The sequence below is a fragment of the Henriciella sp. genome, from assembly GCF_029936995.1.
Lineage (GTDB): Bacteria > Pseudomonadota > Alphaproteobacteria > Caulobacterales > Hyphomonadaceae > Henriciella.
The window spans coordinates 139,942-161,269 of the sequence record NZ_JAPYRE010000004.1; the positions used below are offsets into that span (position 1 = coordinate 139,942).

A 21,328-nucleotide genomic window follows, 5' to 3' on the forward strand; every position below is an offset into this window, starting at 1 on the left:
TCCGGAAGAAGCTGCCAGGAGAGAACTGATAAAACTGCCCAAGTCAATCTCCCTCGCCTAAGTCTTTCTGACGGCCTGCCGTACCAGGTATTCGCCTGCGAATAGAAGGGCCATCAGGATGTAGGCAATGAAGCCGTTATAAAATGCCCAGACCTGCATCGAGCCATAGAGCGCAGTCCATAATGAAACCAGCACGTTCAATACAAAAAAGCCGCACCATACGAACGTTACCTTGCGCGTGTAGCGTACCCCTTCCGCGGGCAGGTCCGGTTCGAAGATACGCGCGAAGCGTTCGATCATTGTAGGCGGCCATATGAGGGTCGCGGAGAAAGCTACCAGCATCGCGGCATTCATGAAGACCGGGTACAGGCGAAGGGAAAGCGCCTGGTCGAACGCTGACATGACAGCGATCGCAATAATCGCAGTTGCGGAAGCAATAATCATGGAAACCGGAGCAGAGCGACCTCCGATCAAGAGACGTGCAACCAGAGCTGCAAGTAGCGCTAAAACAAGCCAGACCGGTTCGACCAATCGTACCAGTAAGAGCACCAGGAGCGGATAAAGCAGCAGCAGGGCGGTTATGAGCAACTGAATGCTGCGGGCCTTAACCGGCATGCCTGCCTCGCGCGCTGACCTGATAGCTCATTCGTACAGCGTTTTCACCAACCCTGTGAGATCGTCGATCGTTTTCACGGATTCGAATTGTTCTGGAGCCACTTTTTTCCCGGTGAGCTCCTGAAGGTGAACCATCATGTCGACGCCATCAATGCTGTCGAGTTCCAGATCATCCATAAGCGTGGCTTCGGGCACAATCTTTTCAGGCTCGATTTCGAAGATCTCCACAAGGTCTGTCTTGATACGGATGAAGGCTTCTTCCCGCGTCATCAGGATTTTACCTCCCTGCGCGTTTCGACGAGGTGTGCCAAGGCCTTCAGGTTCTTGAAATGCTCGGGCAGCTTCTCGTCATTCGTGTCGAGCTTCACACCATAGCGCTTCTGGATCGCAACGCCGATTTCGAGTGCATCAATTGAATCGAGCGCTAGCCCATCATCGGAAAACAGGTCTTCTTCAGCGCCGATATCTTCGGGTGTGACATCTTCGAGATTGATGACATCAACAATCAATTCTCTCAGCTCAGCTTCAAGTGGTGTCACTGGAAGAGCTCCCTTTCTATCCGCTCCTGCACATCCCGCGCCAAGCGTCTTACCCCGGAAACCGACCGTTCATAACCGTAAGTTTTAGCTGTATCAATCTGTTCATGTACCTGGATATTCCAGTGAGGTCTGATTGTGGGAATGGAGTACCAAGGCTCACCTTTTCGAAGGGTGGGCGGATTCACCTCAATCGTCACAAACAGTATTGGTGCTTGCGCAGTCAGCGCCACATAGGCAAATCCACGCTGGTATTTTGCCCGCTGTCCAACTGGTGTGCGGGAGCCTTCCGGAAAGATGCACAGGTTCGCACCGTCCTTGAGTGCTGCTGCGCAGTCTTCAATCAGCGCTTCCGGGTCGTCCAGATTTGGAATGTAGTTACAGGACCGCACGACGCCGGCCATGAAGGGATTGTTCCAGACACCCTTTTTTACCACAGCACGGGTGCGCTGCATGAAAGCCATCAAGAATACGACGTCGATCAATGATGGATGGTTGGCGACAACAACAGTACCCCGGCATGCTTTGAGCTTTTCCGCATTGTGAATTTCATAGGTTAGCACCCCGAGTACGCGCATGAGTTCTATGTAGAGCCGCCAGATTCGGTGGACTGATGCCTGCGATATGGCCGCGCGACGTTCCTTTTCGCGTACAAAGAGGTTCACCAATGGGAACCAGACGAGCGCCATTACGAGACCGCCTATACCAAAAACTGAGAAGGAAAGGCCTGTCGCGACGAGTCTCCACGCCCGGGCAATGGTCCATTTGCCGCGAACAATAAGTCGCGATCTATCGCGGTTTCCGTCTACCATGATACAGCTTTTACGCCTGCTTCTGCGGCATGAAACAAATCAAGCGGGCCGTCATCGGCAAGAAGTCTGCGGGCCGAAAGTGATTCGTCAGTGTAGCGCTCAAGTAGCAAGCAGAAATGTATATCACTCGAAGCCGGCCCGAAGACTGCATACTCATCGCGTAGACGGCATTCCGCATACGTAAGGATGACCTGGTCTTCGTTTTCTTGCAGCCGCATCCAGCATTCAGTCAGGGCGGCATTCAGCGTATGTTCGCCGGCCGAAATTGCCGTGTGTCCAGCCCTGTTCGCCGTGATCTGACTTGCTGTACCGATCGCAGCATTGTGCACGGAAAGAGAGAAGCTGGTGGGCGATAGTAGTTCACCTGAGATGACATTCTTCAGAAGTTCCAGGGTCTTGGAAATATCGCCATAGCGAGAAGCAAGCACGACGGGTGTATCGCCAAGGTTATTCCCCAGCCCTGTGAGACAGGCGGCCGTGGCTTTTTCGAAATAGGTCAGGCGTCGAACCTGTCGCCTTGGCAGGGAAGATATATCTGCAGCATAGCCAAAGAGCTTACCGTCTCCGTCTTCTCGCAAGATACCTGAAAAACGCCGCACGGTGAGATGCCGGTGCACGCTACGCGCCGTATTTGCGCTGAGTGCAACCATAATACTCCGTTCCTGCATTCGCCGACGAAAGCATGCTACGCTTCACGTCACTGTTATAGTCTGTCTCGTGTGCCCACAATAGTCAGGAGTTTCTGCTAAAGTGCATATTGCGATTGTTTCGATGAAGGCGCGTCATAAGCGTCATCCTCGGTCCCGCCAACGCGCACTGGCAGACATCGCAGAAGAGCAAGCCAGCCAGGCCGCCTGCTTAGTGGGACAACAGGTGCGACTGTCACGTACACACAGTCGTGGGGTGTCCGGTGCTGCAATCAGCACCACTGCGACATGTCTTGGGCTTGATATTGAGTTCGAGGATGAGCAGCGGGATTGGCCGGGAATACTAGGCTTGTTCTCACCTCGCTTACGGAAGATGCCCGCCTTAATGCCGGACCTCGTGCGCACCTGGACGTTCCTGGAAGCGTACTACAAAGCTGTCGGACGTTATCCTGAAGCTGGTTATGTAGAAGCTGTAGCTGAGCCGGTGACGCCGTCAGGCAGCGTTCTGCCGTTGGGGGGAAACATGTTTCTTTACCATAAGGTACTGACCGGCGGCGCTCACCTCAGCGTGGTCTGGTGCGGAGAGGGGCGGGCGCCCGTCATTCTGCCGGAGCAGGTTTTGGATAGCGTTGACTAAGCGCGCGACGCAGCATGCGTATAGGCACGCGTAATGGCATCTGGAGAGCCAGGCGGGTGTGCATCAGTGATATGCGTACATTGTCTCTCAGCATGCGGAAATTCGATACATTTTCAGCAGGATAGATCACACTCACAGGATGTTCGACCACCCTGAGGCCGCGCCAGTTCAGCTGCACCAGAATCTCTGTGTCGAAGTCCATCCGCGCGCCGATATATTCCCGTTTCATGACAGCAAGCGTTTCGGCAAGGGGGTAAATTCGGAAGCCGCACATTGAGTCACTGATTTCAAATGACAGGGTTTCCACCCGTACCCAGAAATGCGTGACCTCCCGTCCGATTTTTCGGCCTTTTGGGATGGAGCTATCATAAACCGGTACGCCGCAGATTATTGCGGATGGGGCCATTCTGGAGCAAGTGATCATGGTGTCCAGGGCGTCCAGATCGTGCTGGCCGTCGGCGTCAACCTGAATCGCGTGTGTCCACTCGAGTTCACCGGCTTTTTGTAACCCGGTCTTCACGGCTGCTCCCTTACCGCCGTTTATTTCACGCCGGAGGACGTACACATGACGCGTCTCGTCGTGAAAGCTGGCAATCTCTCGAGCCAGACTAGCGTCGTTGCCATCATCAATGATGAGAACCGGGAGATTTTGCGCTGACATCTTCGTGATGATGCTGCCAAGCGCTTTAGTGTGGCGGTATGTTGGTATGATGGCGCCCAGACGGATATCCGGACCGGGAGGCTCAGGGACCGGTGGTTTGGACGGATTATTCTGCATCAAGTATCAATCTATCCTTCACATTGCCTTTTATGCCCCGAGACAGCGCGATGCATGGCTACATGTCGTCGTTGCGGGCCCGCCTTTTGCTTTTGAAAAGTTTCCAGACGAACGAGATGCTGAAGGCGTGCGTGAAGTCCTCGGTAAGTAGGGGGCTGTCTTCATTCGCAGACCCTTGGAAGGCGCGGCCCTGATATGTCAGGTATAGCTGGAAGTCTTCGGACAGTTCACGTGTCCAGGAGGCCTTCAGACCTGATGAGAGATACCCCGCCTGGGCCGAGTATGCCGATCTCTCTGGTGTCGCGAACTGTGGTGCGACGTTATACCAGAAACCGTTCAGGCCTTCATCAGCAAAGGTTGAGAACAGGGTCAGCGACCAGCTTGAGCGGCGTGCACCGCCATACTGGCGACGATATGTCAGTTGAGGTTCAGCAATATAGCCAACGTGCTCGAAGCCTGTGAAGTCAGTGCTGGCGACTGCACGTACAGGCAACAGCATTTTTACTTCGCTGCGGCCATCAGGAGTCCATCCTGTATCGTGAAAATTTACGATTGCCTGTGGGCCAATCTGCAACAGATAGTCGAGATCCGGCATTCCGGCGCGGGCACCGTCTTCATTCGAGCCTGCCTCGTATACGGCGTCAACGGATATATCGAGTTCGAATGTCCTTGTTTCAGCCGTGATGGCTCGTGCGACCCCATATTCGCCGAAACGGATGCGGTCACCACGGTAGATGACCAGTGGTGCTGCGAAACCGTTCAGGGAGTTATCGGGACTGCCCGGATAATCTGGTCCGTAAAGGCTGGTTCCACCGAGGCGAACCTCCCAGAGAGGCTCATCGGGTACGAAACCGCCTTCGCTTACGGTTCGGATGGTTTCGCCATCCTCTTGCGCAATCGCGTGCGTCATTGATCCCATCATAAGGATCAATGCGAGTGCGAATGGCTTTTTCATGGACGTCTCCTGGGGCGGATCAGCTGCGTTGTTTCTCACGCATATCCACTGAAAATCAACGATGTGTTGATGCCACCAAACGCAAAATTGTTTGAAACGAAAGCGTTTGAAGAGACATTGCGGCTACCGCCCATGACATAATCAAGGGACGCGCATTTTGGATCGATATTCTCGAGGTTTGCCGTTGCCGGAATAAGCCCATCTTTAAGCATCTCGATGCCTAACCAGGCCTCTATCGAAGCGCATGCCGCGAGCGTATGGCCGAAATGACCCTTCAGGGAATGAAAGGGTATATGTTGCCCGTAAACACTGTGAGATGCATGGCTTTCTTCGATGTCTCCCGCGAGCGTGCCCGTGCCATGCCCGGAGATAAAGGAGATATCATCAGCGGACATCTCGGCATTATCGAGGGCCTGACGCATTACGACCTCTTGAGTACGGCGGTTGGGCTGGGAAATGTGAGTGCCGTCGCAATTGGTCGCGAAGCCGAGGACTTCCGCGAGCGGCACGGCACCCCGCGCCAGGGCATGTTCCAGTTCTTCCAGTATGAGAGTTCCGGCAGCCTCGCCGATCACAAGTCCGTCTCGTGACACATCAAACGGCCGTACAGCGGTTTCGGGTGCGTCATTGCGGGTTGATGTGGCGTAGAGCCGGTCAAAAACCATTGTCATTGTCGGACAAAACTCGTCTGCACCGCCTGCAATCATCACGTCCTGAGCCCCGGACTGGATCGCCTCGAAGGCATAACCAATACCTTGAGAGCCGGACGTACAGGCTGACGATGTTGTGTAGACCCGTCCCTGTAGCCCGAAGTAGACCCCTATATTCACGGGCGCGGTATGGCTCATCATGCGGATGTAACTGGTCGCATTCAGCCCGCTGGCCTTGCCGGTTTCCAGGAATTGAACGAAGTCCCGAATGGGGGGGGGCGAGCCGAAAGAGGAACCTGCTGAAACACCCATACGACCGCTTTTCAGTATGGGATCATCCGTCAGGCCGGCCTGCTCGAGAGCTTGCTCTGCTGTTTTGACCATCAGCGTTGCAACGCGCCCCATTGAGCGGCGTGCCTGACGGGGATACAGCTTTTCATGAGCGAAGTGTTCTGCCGGGCCACCAAGGCGAGTGGAGAGGTCCTCAAGGGCCTCCCAATCCTTCATGTACTTTATGCCGGTTGTCCCGGCATGCAGGGCAGGACCGACTTCATCCCAGCTATCGCCAAGTGACGTAACGCCCGCCATTCCTGTCACAACGACTCTGCGCATCAGATCAGCCCTCCATTCACCCCGATTACCTGACGGGTGACATAGCTGGCTTCCGGCTGGAAAAGGAAGCCAGCTACTGCGGCAACTTCCTCGACAGTTCCAGCCCGCTTCATCGGAATTGCCGTCATAATCTCGGGACGCACATCCTCCGTCATCGCTGTTTCGATCAGTCCGGGAGCAACGGCATTCACCGTGATTTTACGGCTGGCAAGCTCCACAGCCAGCGCTTTCACGGCGCCAATGAGGCCTGCTTTTGCCGCCGAATAGTTTACCTGACCGCGATTTCCCATGACCCCGGACACGGATGCCATGGCTATGATCCGTCCTCCCTTTCGCGCACGTATCATGGGCAGGATGAGCGGATGGACGACATTGTAGAAGCCATCAAGGCTCGTGCGGACCACCTTGTCCCAGTCATCGGGCTCGATACCGGGGAAGGGCTTGTCTCTCGTGATACCAGCGTTTGAAACAACACCCCAGAAGGGGCCTCTGTTTTCCAGTTCTTCTTCAAGCGCAGTGCGGCTGGCGTCTCCATCCGTAACATCAAAACCCAGAATGTTTGCTTGTCCGCCCCGCTCTGAAATCATCTGGCAGGTCTGCTCGGCACCATCGCGGTCGCCGCCATAGTGAACGCATATGTCAAACCCCATCCCCCCCAGTTGGCAGGCAATTGCGCGTCCAATTCCCTTGGAGGCACCTGTCACGAGAACACGTGAAGTGGAAGGTTCAGGCCGCGCACTCATGCGTCTGCCGATGTCAGAAAGGTTTCAAGGTTTTCTGGGCGGTATACATTTATGACGCCATGCGCGATGTTTTCACCACTGACATACCTGACATGGCAGTCAAATGATCTCAATTCGCCTTCCGGCAACAGGTTGATAGCCTCGATTTCCAGATAATCGCCATGCGCAATCCACTCGACACGTGTGCGGTATTTCCGGCAGCCGAGAAGAAACCCTATTGCCGGTGGCTCACCGCTTGCGCGTCGAAGGGCACCATCCATTATCGAGATCGACTGCGCCATCAACTCAAACCCGACATAGCCCGGAACACCCCGTCCAGGGACGCTGAATATATAATCGGAAGCGATCTTGGTGCGTGTCACGACATGGGCATCATCAGCCGTGATAACCTCGTCGATGAGAAGCATTGGTGGGTCATGTGGAGCAAGTTCTACAGGATGCGGGAGTGGGCTGGATATGGTTTTCATATTATCCCCTCCCTGCCACGACGACTGCGTTGCTTCCGCCGAAGGCATAACAGCACGCCAATGTGTGTTCAACGGAACGCTCAGCTACCTCCTGTTTGCGGGTGAGGCGTATGGGCTGGAGGCTGGAATCCCAATCATCGTCGTAGATGTGGGGGGGGTATATCCCGCAATCCATGGCGATAAGGTTGATGGCCAGTTGCACAGCACCGGCTGCACCAAGTGTGTGCCCGGTCATGCCCTTGGTGGATGCAGCCGGCACGTCGGCGCCGAAGACGCGATTGACGAGCGTAGCCTCCATCATGTCGTTCAGCTTTGTGGCGGTTCCGTGCATGTGGACAAAGCCTATATCCCCTGCATCAAGACGGGCTTTCTCGAAGGCTTGTCTTACGGCCTTCTCGGCAGCTATGCCGGATGGTTCTGGCGAGGAGATATGATGAGCGTCGGAACTTTCTCCCCAGCCTGCCAGTCGCCAGGGGCCTGGATCACGAGAGAGTACGAACAGGGCCCCGCCTTCACCAATATTGATACCCCGGCGGTTGGCACTGAATGGCAGACAGGGTTCAGGCGATACACTGTCGAGCGAACTGAAGCCGTTGGTGGTCAACCTCGAAAGAGAATCGGCGCCCCCGCAGATGACGGCGTCTGCTATACCCGTCTGGATCATTCGCGCGCCGCTTATAATGCTTTTCATGCCCGATGTGCATGCTGTTGAAACTGTATAGGAAGTCCCTTCAAGCTTCAGGTATTCTTTTAGAAAGTTAGCCGGGTCGCCGAGCTCCTGGTCAGAGAAGCGGAAGTCATTTTTCCATTCACCTGTCTCCAGTCTCGATTGAAGAGGCGCGATCGCTTCTTCAATCCCGGTCGTACTCGTACCCAGTACAACTCCAATCCGCTTCGCGGGATAGTGGGACAGAAGGTCCTCACAGCATTCCTGCAACCGGTCAGCCATAGCCGCGATGATCTGATTGGTTCGTGTCCGTCCATTCAGGCCTACTGGAAAGGGGCCGGGCAAGGCGGCTGTAATCGTATATTGGCCGCCATTGAGGAGACTCCGGGTATCGGGCCGTGGCGGTTCAGAAGAAGTAAGGCTTTCCTCTGTCTCGCGCCGGCTCATGCCCAGACGGGAAATAGCGGCAAAGTCGTTGATGAAAATATTCACGGATCTGCCGTCCCCGCCGAAGAGAGAGTATGTCAGGCCAATAGGGCCGATGGTTTGCACGTCACCCCGCAAAACACCATCCAGCTATTTTGTCTGGTATGCGGGTGCGCCGTCAATCAGTTTGCAGAGTGTCGTTGCGCGCAGCATAAACTCGCAAAACTTGCTGAAACGAACAGGCTGCCGCATGGTGAGGGCGTGACAGGGGCGCGAAACCATCTTCGAGACGCACAGTGGCTGATGATCATCGTCATCGCTGGGCTAGGCATTGCATGCATGTTTCTGAGAGGCGCGTATGCGCAGCAAGACCAAGTCGAACGCCCTGTGGCTGTGGTCCTCGAAGTAGATGGCGCGATAGGACCCGCAAGTGCTGGCTATCTCACCAGAGAGGTGAAAGAGGCCGCTGCTGATGGGGCGGAACTGATTATTATCCGTATGGATACGCCGGGCGGCCTCACGTCCAGTATGCGCGATATAATCGATGAGATTCTAGCGTCTCCAGTGCCAGTAGTGACCTGGGTTGGCCCTTCAGGCGCGCGGGCCGCCAGTGCTGGTACGTATATCCTCTATGCCAGTCATGTCGCCGCGATGGCGCCCGGTACAACGCTCGGCGCAGCGACCCCAGTGCGTATGGGCGGAAGGGGGGGAAGCGAGGCGGGTGACGATGATGCCAAGACCTCTAAAGCTGTTAATGATGCGGCGGCTTACATCCGCACACTCGCAGACTTGCGTGGGCGTAATGCCGAATGGGGCGAGCGCGCTGTACGTGAAGCGGCTACGCTGACAGGAGACGAAGCCATCACACAAGATGTCATAGACGTCATGGCTGCCGATCTGGAAACGCTCATTGAGAAAGTGGATGGCCGCTCAGTAACTGTAGGCACATCCGAGCAGACCCTGATAGTTGCTGAGGTACGCCTTGAGGAGCGCGGTCCCGCCTGGCGCGACAAACTACTCAGCGTGATAACCAATCCCAATGTTGCATTCATACTGATGACACTCGGCTTTTACGGCCTGATTTTCGAGTTTGCCAATCCGGGCGCACTCGTGCCCGGTGTGCTTGGTGGTTTGTGCCTGCTGGTCGGCCTTTACGCTGTGAATGTGCTTCCAGTGAACTATGCCGGGCTCGCCCTGATCGGGCTTGGTCTCGCCTTGATGGTGGCAGAAGCCTATGCGCCATCTTTCGGCATTCTGGGCTTTGGCGGCCTTGCCTCGTTTGCGACGGGCGGTCTGATCCTGTTCGATACCGGATCTCCTGCCTTTGGCGTTTCCTGGTGGACGGTTGGTGTACTGACACTCCTGACAGGTGCCGTCCTGATTTTCCTCGTCGGTTACATGATCCGGGCGCAGACAAGGCCATTGGCAACGGGCGAACAGGTCCTCATAGGTGAAACGGCTGAAGTATATGATTGGAACGGTGAAACGGGCCGTGTGCGCCTTCAGGGTGAATTATGGAATGCCGCAGGGCCTACCGGCCTGCTAGCAGGCACTTATGTGCGCGTAAAAGCCGTTAACGGGCTCACACTTGATGTGGTGTCACGAGATGACCAGCAGAATATTTCAGCACAAGGACAGGCAGGAGAAAGCCAATGAACACCGGTCTCATATTCGTCATTATTGCTGTAGCCGTTATCGCTTTCCTGTCTACAGCTGTGAGTATACTGCGGGAATATGAGCGCGGCGTAGTGTTTACGCTTGGACGTTACACGGGGCTGACGGGGCCAGGTTTCATCATCCTGATACCGGTTATCCAGCAAATGGTGAAAGTCGATCTGCGCACAATTACAGAGGATGTGCCGACCCAGGATGTAATCTCGAAGGACAATGTCTCTGTCCAAGTCAATGCAGTGATCTATTTTCGCGTTGTCGAGCCGGACAAGGCCATCAATGAGGTTGCCGATTTCCGGCGTGCGACCAGCGAACTAGCCCAGACAACACTTCGTTCCGTTCTCGGCAAGCATGACCTCGACGAGATGCTTTCGGAGCGTGACAAGCTGAATGCCGACATACAGGAAATCCTCGACAACCAGACCGACCGGTGGGGCATCAAGGTCGCCAATGTCGAAATCAAGCATGTTGATCTAGATGAATCCATGATCCGTGCCATCGCCAAACAGGCCGAGGCAGAGCGGGAACGTCGTGCTCGCGTTATACATGCAGAAGGTGAACAACAGGCCGCGCGTAAACTGGTTGAGGCCGCCAATGAGCTCTCAGAGGAGCCGCAGGCCATGCAGCTTCGTTATCTTTCTTCGCTCCAGCAGATTGCTGGTGAACATAACTCGACAATTGTATTCCCTTTCCCGATGGACCTGGTGCGGGATTTTGCGGCGCAGCTCAACAGGCGCAATGAACCGGGAAGTAGCGACGAGGACTAGATGGGCCGGTCAGCCTGGTCGGCTACATTCTATGGTGCATCACAGTGCCAGCAGGTTTCATATGCTGTCATGCCAATAGGACCGCCGGGAGGAAGGTCGCCTTCAGCAACAGCAGGCGGGCTGGCCGGGGCAGGGGTCTCGAAGAAAGTCTGGATTCTGTCTTTCAGCCAGATGCTATGGGCTTCTCCGCGCGCATCAAGGTCGGCCGCGAGAGCCTGCAGGCCAGCAGAGGCCACAGCTTTGACCGCCGTCGTTGTGTCTTCATCTGTCGCCAACTCCATCAATGAGAAGGCATAGCGCGCCCGCACGGCTTCTGCGATGGGAGTGGTGCGTTCGGAATTTTGGGCCGACATGACCGCTTTGCGAATGGTGTCCAGGACCTCCTCGGCACTGGGGTTCCGGCTGTCTCGACGGTGGAACTCAATCAATCGAGCCACGCGTTCGGGTGCGAGCAGCACGTCGAAAGTCAGCCCGGCGGCGGTGTCAGCTGCAGCCGTCACATCAAAAGCCGGGTTCGCTGTACTCTGGAACAATTCACGCTTGCTATCTGCAAGGGTGTAGTTTGAAACCGAAGGTGTAAGCAGGGCAAGTACACTGTCTGGTAGATCGAGCGTAGCTGGACTGATCGTCTGTAGGACCGCCTCAAGGGCGGCTCTTTGACGGTCCGGGGCGACTGTTTCCGCACCGGGCCAGCCATCACCACGCAAACCATAATTGAAGCTCATCCCGCCAATGAGTTTCGCGGCTGCGGCTGTCTGATAGCGGTGATAGAGATAGATCGGAACGATGACATTGTTAAGATCGGCCACCGGTTGACCTTCCTGAACCCGGTCCCTTCCGAAATTTTCAAGCGCGATGCGGCGCACGACGAGGCTCTCTTCAAGGGCGGCGACGGGATCAGGTCCGTTATCCCAGATATTGCCAAGCGGATGGCCTGTACTTGCGCTCCGGGCGTCTTCATCAGCTACGTAGATAAGCCCGTCTGCGCGAGCTTCTTTCACGAGCTCGTTACGTTCCTGCCTGCTCATATCGCCATAAAGCCAGGTCGCGGCGAATTTATCCCAGTCGCCGATGCCGACGCCATAGACGTGGCTGAAATCGAGCTTGCCATTATTTACGCGAACATCCGGTGCCGGATAGTCCATCACTGACCCCTTGCCATAGGTGCTGGCGGCAAAATTGTGAGCAAAGCCGAGCGCGTGGCCGATCTCATGGGCCGAGAGCTGACGGATACGGGCAAGGGCTAGCTGAACAGGGTCTTCCGGCTCGCCGGTGCCTGTGTTTGCTGTGCCGGTTAGACCTTCGAAGATCATCCTGTCCTGTCGCACGCGCAGGGAGCCCAGTATAACGTGTCCTTTCAGCATTTCCCCTGTTCGCGGATCGGATATACCGCCTCCATAGGACCATCCGCGTGTCTGACGATGAACCCACTGCACCACATTGTAGCGGATATCGAGAGGGTGCGCGTCTTCAGGCAGGATCTCCACCCGGTAGCCATTCGGATACCCTGCTGACGCGAAGGCGTCGCCCCACCATCTGGCCCCGTCAACAAGGGCCTCCTGTATGGGCTTAGGGGCACCGGGGTCGATATAGAAAACAATCGGATCGACCGTCTCACCAGACTCGTTCTTTTCAAGCCTGTAACGCCGGGCAAGACGGGTCTCGACAGGTTCGGCGAGGCCAGCACTGTAGTCATAGTGCACAAGATCGATCACACCGGCCCTTGGGTCAGATGGCAGGGGTGTGTAGCCTTCTTCCGGCAGGCGCGCGAAAGAGTGATGCTGGGTCAGTGTCACGTCCCGGCCGTTGGCAGTCGTGGTTGAGACCTCGCGTCCTGGATCTGTGCTTGTAAGGGTAAGAAAGACATCGATCTCGATATTATCTGGAAACGCCAGAACATTAGACGGATCGACGAAAGTGCGTTCCTCAGAGATTTCAAAACTGCCCTGATCGGCATCATCAAGATGCTGGACAAGGTTTAGCGTGTCGCTGGTCAGGTAGTCGGTGAGATCAATGGTGATACCGTCATCCTGTGACACGATCTCGGTGCTTGCGACAAAGGATGTGGCGAAACTCTCCCGCACAGCGCGAGCTTCGAGCGGATTATCAGGATCAGCACGATAGGTCTGGTTTTCGACCTCAAGAATTACGCGGTCTCCCATCTTGCGAAAGATGAGAATTTCACCGCTGGAACCCCATCCGCGGTCCAGTCCAACCGGGTTCGAGCCAAGCCCGGCTTTCAGACGCACACTATGGATGGCACGCAGGAGGACACCATTTTTACCAGGCGTCGGGAGTGTGGCGTGCAGCGTGTTATCGTCTTCGTTGAACGTTAGACTTATGAATGCGTCATCCTTAGCGGACAGGTTTTCCAGCACGGCTTCCTGTGCCTGGGCCCGCCCGAATGTGATGCCGAGTGTCAATACCAGAACAACAAAAGCCAGACGCATTACAGTCTCCCTCAAACCTTCAAACAGGTTAGAGGTACCAGTCTGGCGATGTCGAGACTGCAGCAGCAAACGATTTGACGTTATGTTCAATTATTGCCTGTGCCTGTCTTATTCAGCAGCAGATATTTCAAGAGTTGTTGTCTTGTCGCTGACGACTTCGACCGTGCGGGTCTGACCGCCAGTGAAGACGATATTATAGCGACCGACAGGTAGCTCGATCGGTTCTCCATCAGTCGTGGCGGTTGCAAGAGTTTCACCGGTACTGTCGATGACCTCGAATTCCGGTCTTACAGCCGTTTCAAGGGCCTTAGTGAGTGAGTCTGCGTCGTCAGCTTCGAAGTACTTTCCATTCCCGGCTTCTGCCCAGTTGCTGAATGTCTCGTCGAGTTCGGCACCAACGGCAAATCCAACGATATTTACACGAATGTCCAGGCCTTCTTCCTTCAGGTCTTTCAGAACGGCTTCCGGGTCGCCATCGCAGGTTTCGTCTCCGTCTGTCAGGAGTACGATGAGGGGTATGCCCGCAGCCCCTTCGAGGTCCTGTGCCACCAATTGCAGGGATTCCGCGATTGGTGTCTTGGCGAGGTTGCGCGCTTGTATCTCATCAAGTCTGTCGACAAACCCTTCTTCGCTTAAGGGGGCCAGTGGACGAACCAGACGTGTATCGCAGCTGTCGGGTTCAAGATGGCCGAAGACACGCAGGGCAGCTGGCGTCGCTTCTGGCAGCCCCGAGGTCACGAGGTCGCGGATGGATGCTTTGGCAGCTGTGATACGTCGCCGCCCATCGGGCAGCCTCTGAAGCATGCTTCCCGAGGCATCAAGTACAATCTCAACAGGGTTGAGTTTGAGCGCGGTAGCGCTTTCATCGTCTATGTTTCCGACAAGAGTGACCGCGAGCTTACCGGGGGGAGGTGGAGCTTGGTCATAGGCATAGGCGGTTACCTCGAAGGGTTTCGGTCCACGCAGTCGGCCCATAGCTGTTTCGAACAGGTCAACGATCTGGGTCGGGTTGACCACTTCGGAAAAGCTTCCATCGGAGGCGAGCGTCATCCCACGCATGCGACGCCGCTGGAAGAACAGTGTCTGGCCACTTCCAAGTCCGCCGCCATTTATCTGTCCACCGAACAAAAGCGTGCCGGTGTCTCTTAAAAGGTCATATGGACGACGGGTGCGGTAATCGATGGTCGGGTCATCCATATCGGTAATAACAAGCAGGCCGCGCGCACCGGGCCGGGTCTCCAGCATGCTGAGTCCGGTCTCAATTGCCGTAGTGGCAGAACTGGAACTGTGCTCTGACACGCTTCTAAGAAGGGTTCGGATCGTTTCGCGTTCAGTATGCCACTCACCACCAAGCAGGGTTGAGCTGCCAAACGGCAAAAGCCCGATCGCATCGACTTCGGGGTCCACTTCTGCCGAAAGCATGTCCAGCGAGCGCAGGATAGCCGGCCTGAAGCTGCCAATAGAGCCACTCGTATCCCAGGTAACGAGTAGCGACCTGCGCGGCTCGCTGAACTGTAGGACATGCTTGCCAGGCTTGGCTTCTATGATGCGCAGGGCATGGCCTTCCGGAATGTCCAGCTCATTGCGTAGGGCTTCTGCCTTTTTCGAGCCGGGAGTGGTCAGTAACGTGCCTTCCCCCCCAGCCATAAGTCGAACCTGTGGCAGGATTGTATGCGCCGGGTTGAATGCAAGCACGATCCTGTTCGTTTCTTCCGGAACAGTCACTTCATACTCTGGGGAGGTTGTGCCACGATCGACTATCCCGAAAACGGGCGCTTCAAGTGTCAGCTTTTCGCCTGAGGCGCCTTGTTCGGTATCTTTCGGCAGTTCGGGAATTCGCCGGGGCAGGCCATGGCCATAAAAACCCAGGGTCGAAGTATAGCCATTTCCCTGAGCGCGTTCGTAAACGCGTATGCCCTTTGCCACCCGAATCTGACGTACGGACTCAAGGTCGGCATCCGGAGCATCGGCCACAAAACGCAGGTAGCGGGCTTCAACTGGATTATCCAGTACGAGCTCTGGTTCATCACGCGTTAGTTTGCCGACGTCATCCCACGGCCCAGAAAGCGTGTCGCTGCTGGCCTGCACAAGTAAACCATCCAAGGCAGGGCGGCTTCTGCCATTGGACTCAACCGGGCTCCAGTCCAGACGCGTGATTTCCGCACGGCGGTGAAAACGGAATGCGGTCGTGAAGCTCGGGGCAGGGTCATTCCAGCGGCGGAAGACAGGGGTTTTGTCGCTGTTTTCCCTGATGATGGAAGTTCCATGCTGGAGGGGAGGAACCCCACCAAGCATCTCGCCGCCACGGCCAAACGCGCCGATTTCGTAGCCTTCACCATCCGTGGGGTCATAATCAGGGCTGGCGATGACCTTGATCTCACTGAGCGTCAGATCCCCGCCGCCGTAATTGCGCATGCGGAGGCGAACACCATCGGTTTGAACGGGCGAGTCAAAAGGCAGGACGATTTCTTCCAGGCCGGTGGCCAGGCTTCCGCGCCATACCTCCTCCCAAGAGCTGCCATTCCGTGTTTCGACAACAGCGTGAGATGGCGCTGAACCCGGGTAGCGGCGAACCTGGTTAGGATGAGGATAGATAACGAGACCGGTAACGGGTGCGTTCTCGAAACCGATAGCGACAACAGGTTCACGTGTGCCGCGCCCGATCCTCGCCTGGAAGTAACTTTTCCGTCCTACCATGCCATCAATCAGGGTGGCGAGGTCCTCGCGTTCGTCTTCATTCCTTGTCTCTTCCTCCAGCATGAAGCCGCCTGTTGTGGCTGCCGCAATATTCAGGCCGCCAAGCATGCTGTCGGGAATGCCGCGATCAGACGCTACCGCTTTCGGTGCGCGCCCGGCTTCGACAGGAATTTCGATCTCAGTGGCAGTCCGGCCTGCGCCTGTGACATCTGCGATGATCGAAACTGGCCGGCGAGCCGGCAGATTTTCTGGCAGGGCACCACTAAATGAGACATCTCTCGTCTCACCGCCGGGAATTTCGATTTCACGTGCATCGGGCCGCAGGTGTGTGCCAACCAGGCTTGCACGAATGTCCAGCCGGGCTGTCGCGGGTTCATCGCCATCATTTATGATCTTGATTGTTCCTCCCACAGGCTGTGGAGCAGCCCAGTGAGCAGCGAGTGGAAGTGTGTCTTCCTGCAACGTCAGCGTGGCCGACAGCTCAGCCGTGCTAGGGTCCGGCGGCGTTTCTCCGGAGGGCCAGACCGTCAGGTCATAATCGCTTTTACCATCTTCTATCCGAAGAAAGACCGGTGCCTTACCTGGCAGTTTCCCACTTCCGGAGCCGCTACGGTCGTCAGCAACAGACAGCTCCTGCACCGTATCGTTCGCGCTGTCGACGATTTCCAGCTCGGCCCCGCCAGCTTCACCCGTCACAATGAGGGAGCGACTCGCCCATGTGTCGGGTAGCCGATAGATGTCATAGGGGCCATAATATCTTGCCCATTCGCCAAAGTCGTCGAAACCGCCCTTGACCCTGCCATCGAGAGGTAAGTCCCCCGCCGTTTCGGGACTGTTATTTGGTTCACGATCAATGCGGCTGGCGAATTCACCTCTATCTATGGCTTCGAGAGAGAGCGTGTAGGAAGCATTGTCGCCCCAACGCTTGATGTTGATCATGGATTCGCCAGCTTCGAAACGACGTTCCATGACATATGTGCTGCCGCCTTCGACATTTGCATCGAAGTCGCCGCCAGTAACAGGATAGACTTCGTATTCGACACCTGCGACTTCCCCGACCTCCAGCGTCACTCGCATCGGGGTGGCCGTTTCCGTGGAAATCAGGAAACCGTCTGAACCGTCGCCTGTGGCCAGAGCACCGGAACGCTTGTCTCCGGGCGACATAGGCGTTGCGGTACGGCGATCATTGTTCGGTTCGAGCTCGCGGTCATTTGATACCTCTCCGAGCCGGGTTGCTTCGATATAATACCGTCCGTCGCCGTCATTCTCCTTCCCGCGCATGGTGAAAAGGTGGCGTCCAGCTGGCAGGACGAGACTGTCCAGCGTGGCCTGCCTTCCACTGCTCTCCGAAGTAAGGTTACCATACCGGCCTCCATCATAGGTCAGGTAACCCAGGTTTTCGGAAGCAGTGACATTCACCCGCCAGGTTGCCTGGTCCTTCGTCTCCAGCATGAAGGAGTCATATTCTGTTCCGAGGAGCCGGCCTTCGGCTTTTCCTGAAGCTGGCAACAGGTGGGCATCAGATCGCGAGCTATTAGGTTCTCCAAGGGCACGGCTTGCGGGGCCATGCGGCTCGGTAAGGCTCAATTGATAGTCAAGCGGGGTTTTGTCGTCATGGGAGACGGAAACCAGCAGCGGCACGCCCGTCTTGGTTTCAAGCGCTTCGAAACCGACCCGGCGGCGTCCATTGCGACACTCGGCTTCTCCTCCTTCGGAACTGACACATAATTCCAGTGTGTCGAGTCCGATACCGCGTAGCCTGAGACCGCGGCGTTCGCCGTCTTCGAGTTCCAGAAGGTAGTGATCCTGGTCGCCGCCGTCAGACAGCCGCCCGCGTATGAAGTCAGTTTCTCCGAAGGGCTGGGCGTTGGCCGAATTGTCATTGGGTTCACGCTCACGCTCAGGTCGGTGTTGGCCTTCAGGCGTGACATTAATCTGCCAGGTAGATTCATCCCTGGCGTCTATGTGCAAGGTGTATGAGCCTGGATCCAGACCGTATGATGAGAGGTCTATGCGTCCCCAGCCGTTTGTACGGCGGCTGACAATATGCCCTCCTTCAGATCTCCGCAGTACGAGCGTAGTTGAGTTCACGGAGGAACCACTGAATGCGATGTTCCAGAGTTCTTTTGAGCCCGCCTCATCTATTTCCCATTCAATGGTCGAATCGCCTGAGCCGCCCTGGCTGATTGCGGCTTTCTCGGGTGTCGAAGCCGCTTCTTCGAGGGCGATGGAGTAATCCACCGTACCACCAGCTCTGGACAGGCCGATGATATAATCGCCGTCAATGAGGGAAAGAGGAACTTCCACGTTGCCGCCGCCAATGGGCGTAGACGTAGAAGCGATGCGCTCAGCATCGGTCAGATCCCCTTCATCATTTCGCGTGAGAGCAAAAAGGTCGGCTTGCAGAAACCCTGCGCCCTCAGACGAAATCACCATCCGCCCATTATTATCGTTCAGCTGAGGGATGAAGGCATCTTGGTCATTGCCTGCCATGTTGCCTGCAACACATGCACCTGTTGTCAGGGGCATAGCATTCGAGGGTTTGTTGTTGGGTTCGGACTCCTTTCTCTCACAGGCAAGAGCGGGAAGCGTGCTCATAAAGGCGGCGGTCAGTGATGCCGCGATGAGGCGGGACGACATAACCATACTCATTCGTAGCATTTTCCGGAGAGATTGAGTTTCTGGCCGACAATGCCACCCATGAAGGCCGCATTGATCGATATGAAAGCGACTGCAAAAGCGACGGCTGGATGCCCGACCTTGAGGCTGCCTACCATCCCTGCGCCAGCCGGGCCCATTGGTATTGCACTCGTAACCAGGCAACAGGCCAGACTGCCGCCTTTCTTGTTGAAGTCGTCACTCATGCATTTCTGGATATCTTCGGCCATCAGGTAGGTAGACATGGTGTTCAGAACCAGGCAGAGCAGATTCAGAAACTCTTGGTATTCCGCGCCACGACCCGTATCGAGCATGGCGAGAGTTTCACCTGTTTCCTGGTTCACCCGCCACCACGCGGCATAGGGGACGCCTTCAGGCAAGCTCTTATGGACCAGGACGGTGAAACCGGATTCCAGGTCTCGCTGGATAGCTTTCCTGCTGACATGAGGCAGGTTAAGGTCTCCGAACTCGGCAGGAAGTGCTAGTTTTTCTGACTTCTCGTCGTCTAGGGCAGCGAGGGTGACAAGCGGAATCTCTTCCTCATTGGCCTTTTGCAATATGGTTTCAGTGTCGTAGGTGGTCGTGTTGTCTTCGGCGGGAGTGATGTCGCCTTCCAGGCGGCTCATCCACAACCCCGCACGAAGCCCTTCACGTGGATTCATGCCGCCCGCATCTGCCGTAAGAGCAAGTACGGGGCTTGAGATGAGATCGACAACATTGCGCATGCCATATTTTGTGTCCTCTCCGTCAGTTCCGGCCACTGCGCCTTCGACACCGATCATACGCACAAGGGGGCGCACAGGCATTAATATGGATGGTTCCTCCATGCCCATTGCTCCGGTATTCAGGCCCAGCCGGGCCAGTGGCCACCGCAGGCGCCCAAGGTTATCGGATTCGGGAATGCGGCTCTCTGCATAGGCGAGAAGGGTCAACGGCATCGATGGATCGAGATCGGATATAACCTCGGAAACCGGAGGTAGTTTTTCAGGCTGAACCATGTCTCGAAAGACGTCATATTCGATGAGGTTCGCAATCCCGCGCGCCTGTTCAACCATCGCGGCAGCAACTCCGGTGTCCGTTATGCGACCAGTGCGTGCTCCGATAAGATAGGTCCCGGTCAGTCCTGCCGCGATATGTCCGGATGGGCGGGTAGGGATAGAGCCATTACTATCAGTGGCATCGTAGAGGATGCGGGTGTCGTGACGATCGGGCAGACCGGGTGCCTGACTTGTAATGTCGAGACGAAGGCTGCGGATGGCGAGAACGTCTGTATTCTCGTCTCCACTCAGCGCGGCAATTGCGCTTTCACCCCTGTCAGAAACGGTCGCAAAGAGATCTGCCATGCCATAGGCCTGCGCGCCCAGGGCCTCAGGAGGAACGACCGTTCCGCTCAGGGTGAAAGGATCATGGGCGCGTTGGCCATTAAGTCCCACTAGCATGAACTGTGCTTGTTCCATGGCAGCGGTGATGTCGGCTTGTGGATTGGAGGCCAGCGTGTCGGGAATGATGGAAAGCGTCACCGGATTGCGCGCCAGTTCAGGGCCGGGAACTTCCTCAAGTTCAGCGAGCTTCAGCGTCTTCGTCTCGCCATCACCTTCCTTGATTTCCATATACAGTCTGATGGTGATGCGCTGAACTGCGCTGTCGGGCAGGGCATTGTAATAGGCATCCTCGACCCCTTCGAGAGAGGGCGGAGCTTCTCCTCCCGGCCATGCAGGGTGTGCATTTGACCATGCCCCGGCAGGTTCATCACGATACTGGACCCACCAGTAATCCTGCGCAGCTTTTATGATCCATTGCGGAAGGTCCGACTCTTCAGGTGGTGCGGCTGTTCCTAAAGCGGCTAGAAGCTGTTCCTGCTGTTCGTCCAGTTCTGCCTTCAGTGACTCGTTATCTTCTGTGGTACGCGTACCGGGCAGGTCTTCGAAGCTGACTTGTTCTTCAGAAAAGGTCTCTTTGAGTTCCTTGATTGCCTCATCCGTAAAGGCGGGTTGGCCTGAAGAGGGGCGTGACAGGGTTTTTACGAGTGCTTTGCCATCTTCTGCACTGATTTGTCCTTTCACGAGACGTGCTTCCAAGCCTGCCCTATTCAGCATTGTCGCGAGAAGGACAGCTTGGTCTATCGCATTGCCGCTCAGTGATGACAGTGTGCCATCTGCCGCGCGAAGGCTGCCAGAATAAGGCAGGTAGCTTATTGAGTCTGTCACATCGGCAATGATTGAGTCTGGATCATTGCCGAGGGACCTTGCCCGGGCCAGCGGGTCAGTATGTTCGCGCTGGAGTCGGGCTTCCAGCTTGTCCAAATTACTCAGCCCACGCTCAATGTTGGCGAAGCGGGAGTAGACCTGGTCAAGATTTCCTTCTGATGGCACATCTGCATAGGCTGGCGCAGGCCAGATGCAAAGGCCAACAATCGCCAGTGCCTGCAAACAGGTTGTCAGCGCCGACATAAATCGCGTCGCAAGGTGAGACATGTCCCCCGTCCCCTCCTATTTGTTGCTGACCAGTCCCCAGTGCGGCCAACATGACAAGCCTGTCAG

Annotated in this window: 17 protein-coding genes; 3 read left to right on the forward strand and 14 right to left on the reverse strand. The window is 56.0% G+C overall.

Annotation, left to right across the window (positions count from 1 at the left end; genetic code table 11):
- Nucleotides 1-57 precede the first annotated feature (57 nt).
- The 5 genes from Q1K31_RS10140 to Q1K31_RS10160 form a co-directional block, all read right to left on the reverse strand.
- Complete coding sequence (locus Q1K31_RS10140; RefSeq protein ID WP_300379137.1) at nt 58-615, reverse strand: hypothetical protein; 558 nt, start codon at nt 613-615, stop codon at nt 58-60.
- Nucleotides 616-642: 27 nt separating this feature from the next.
- Nucleotides 643-885, reverse strand: a complete 243-nt coding sequence (locus Q1K31_RS10145) for an acyl carrier protein (RefSeq protein WP_300379138.1) — start codon at nt 883-885, stop codon at nt 643-645.
- A complete protein-coding gene (locus Q1K31_RS10150; RefSeq protein ID WP_300379139.1) occupies nt 885-1,154 on the reverse strand; it encodes a phosphopantetheine-binding protein in 270 nt (89 codons plus the stop codon). The genes Q1K31_RS10145 and Q1K31_RS10150 overlap by 1 nt, the downstream gene beginning before the upstream one ends.
- The gene (locus Q1K31_RS10155) at nt 1,151-1,840 is read right to left on the reverse strand and encodes a 1-acyl-sn-glycerol-3-phosphate acyltransferase (protein ID WP_300379140.1); all 690 of its coding nucleotides are present in this window, start codon (nt 1,838-1,840) and stop codon (nt 1,151-1,153) included. The genes Q1K31_RS10150 and Q1K31_RS10155 overlap by 4 nt, the downstream gene beginning before the upstream one ends.
- A 116-nt stretch (nt 1,841-1,956) precedes the next feature.
- Nucleotides 1,957-2,613, reverse strand: a complete 657-nt coding sequence (locus Q1K31_RS10160; protein ID WP_300379141.1) for a beta-ketoacyl synthase chain length factor — start codon at nt 2,611-2,613, stop codon at nt 1,957-1,959.
- 100 nt (nt 2,614-2,713) lie between these two features.
- Between Q1K31_RS10160 and Q1K31_RS10165 the strand changes: the two genes are divergently transcribed.
- The gene (locus Q1K31_RS10165) at nt 2,714-3,247 is read left to right on the forward strand and encodes a hypothetical protein (RefSeq protein ID WP_300379142.1); all 534 of its coding nucleotides are present in this window, start codon (nt 2,714-2,716) and stop codon (nt 3,245-3,247) included.
- On the opposite strand, the gene Q1K31_RS10170 is transcribed toward Q1K31_RS10165, so the two are convergent.
- From Q1K31_RS10170 to Q1K31_RS10195, 6 genes are read right to left on the reverse strand one after another with little or no spacing between them, the layout of a single operon-like run.
- On the reverse strand, nt 3,210-4,025 hold the full coding sequence (locus Q1K31_RS10170) for a glycosyltransferase family 2 protein (protein WP_300379735.1): 816 nt from the start codon (nt 4,023-4,025) through the stop codon (nt 3,210-3,212). The two genes, Q1K31_RS10165 and Q1K31_RS10170, sit on opposite strands and share 38 nt — an antisense overlap.
- Before the next feature lie 58 nt (nt 4,026-4,083).
- Complete coding sequence (locus tag Q1K31_RS10175) at nt 4,084-4,980, reverse strand: MipA/OmpV family protein (RefSeq protein WP_300379143.1); 897 nt, start codon at nt 4,978-4,980, stop codon at nt 4,084-4,086.
- A 35-nt stretch (nt 4,981-5,015) separates the two neighbouring features.
- Complete coding sequence (locus Q1K31_RS10180; protein ID WP_300379144.1) at nt 5,016-6,242, reverse strand: beta-ketoacyl-ACP synthase; 1,227 nt, start codon at nt 6,240-6,242, stop codon at nt 5,016-5,018.
- On the reverse strand, nt 6,242-6,985 hold the full coding sequence (gene fabG, locus Q1K31_RS10185; protein WP_300379145.1) for a 3-oxoacyl-ACP reductase FabG: 744 nt from the start codon (nt 6,983-6,985) through the stop codon (nt 6,242-6,244). The genes Q1K31_RS10180 and fabG overlap by 1 nt, the downstream gene beginning before the upstream one ends.
- Nucleotides 6,982-7,452, reverse strand: a complete 471-nt coding sequence (locus Q1K31_RS10190; RefSeq protein ID WP_300379146.1) for a 3-hydroxyacyl-ACP dehydratase — start codon at nt 7,450-7,452, stop codon at nt 6,982-6,984. The genes fabG and Q1K31_RS10190 overlap by 4 nt, the downstream gene beginning before the upstream one ends.
- Before the next feature lies 1 nt (nt 7,453).
- The gene (locus Q1K31_RS10195; RefSeq protein ID WP_300379147.1) at nt 7,454-8,611 is read right to left on the reverse strand and encodes a beta-ketoacyl synthase N-terminal-like domain-containing protein; all 1,158 of its coding nucleotides are present in this window, start codon (nt 8,609-8,611) and stop codon (nt 7,454-7,456) included.
- Nucleotides 8,612-8,884: 273 nt separating this feature from the next.
- Between Q1K31_RS10195 and Q1K31_RS10200 the strand changes: the two genes are divergently transcribed.
- Together Q1K31_RS10200 and Q1K31_RS10205 are read left to right on the forward strand one after the other, a co-directional pair.
- Entirely contained in the window at nt 8,885-10,201 is a 1,317-nt protein-coding gene (locus Q1K31_RS10200; protein ID WP_300379148.1) for a nodulation protein NfeD, read from the forward strand.
- Complete coding sequence (locus Q1K31_RS10205; RefSeq protein ID WP_300379149.1) at nt 10,198-10,983, forward strand: slipin family protein; 786 nt, start codon at nt 10,198-10,200, stop codon at nt 10,981-10,983. The genes Q1K31_RS10200 and Q1K31_RS10205 overlap by 4 nt, the downstream gene beginning before the upstream one ends.
- Nucleotides 10,984-11,012: 29 nt before the next feature.
- Here the strand turns inward: Q1K31_RS10205 and Q1K31_RS10210 are convergent, their stop codons facing one another.
- From Q1K31_RS10210 to Q1K31_RS10220, 3 genes are all read right to left on the reverse strand, one after another.
- Entirely contained in the window at nt 11,013-13,433 is a 2,421-nt protein-coding gene (locus tag Q1K31_RS10210; RefSeq protein WP_300379150.1) for a zinc-dependent metalloprotease, read from the reverse strand.
- A gap of 108 nt (nt 13,434-13,541) precedes the next feature.
- On the reverse strand, nt 13,542-18,782 hold the full coding sequence (locus tag Q1K31_RS10215) for a hypothetical protein (protein ID WP_300379151.1): 5,241 nt from the start codon (nt 18,780-18,782) through the stop codon (nt 13,542-13,544).
- A complete protein-coding gene (locus Q1K31_RS10220) occupies nt 18,779-21,262 on the reverse strand; it encodes a transglutaminase family protein (protein ID WP_300379152.1) in 2,484 nt (827 codons plus the stop codon). The genes Q1K31_RS10215 and Q1K31_RS10220 overlap by 4 nt, the downstream gene beginning before the upstream one ends.
- Between the last annotated feature and the right edge of the window lie 66 nt (nt 21,263-21,328).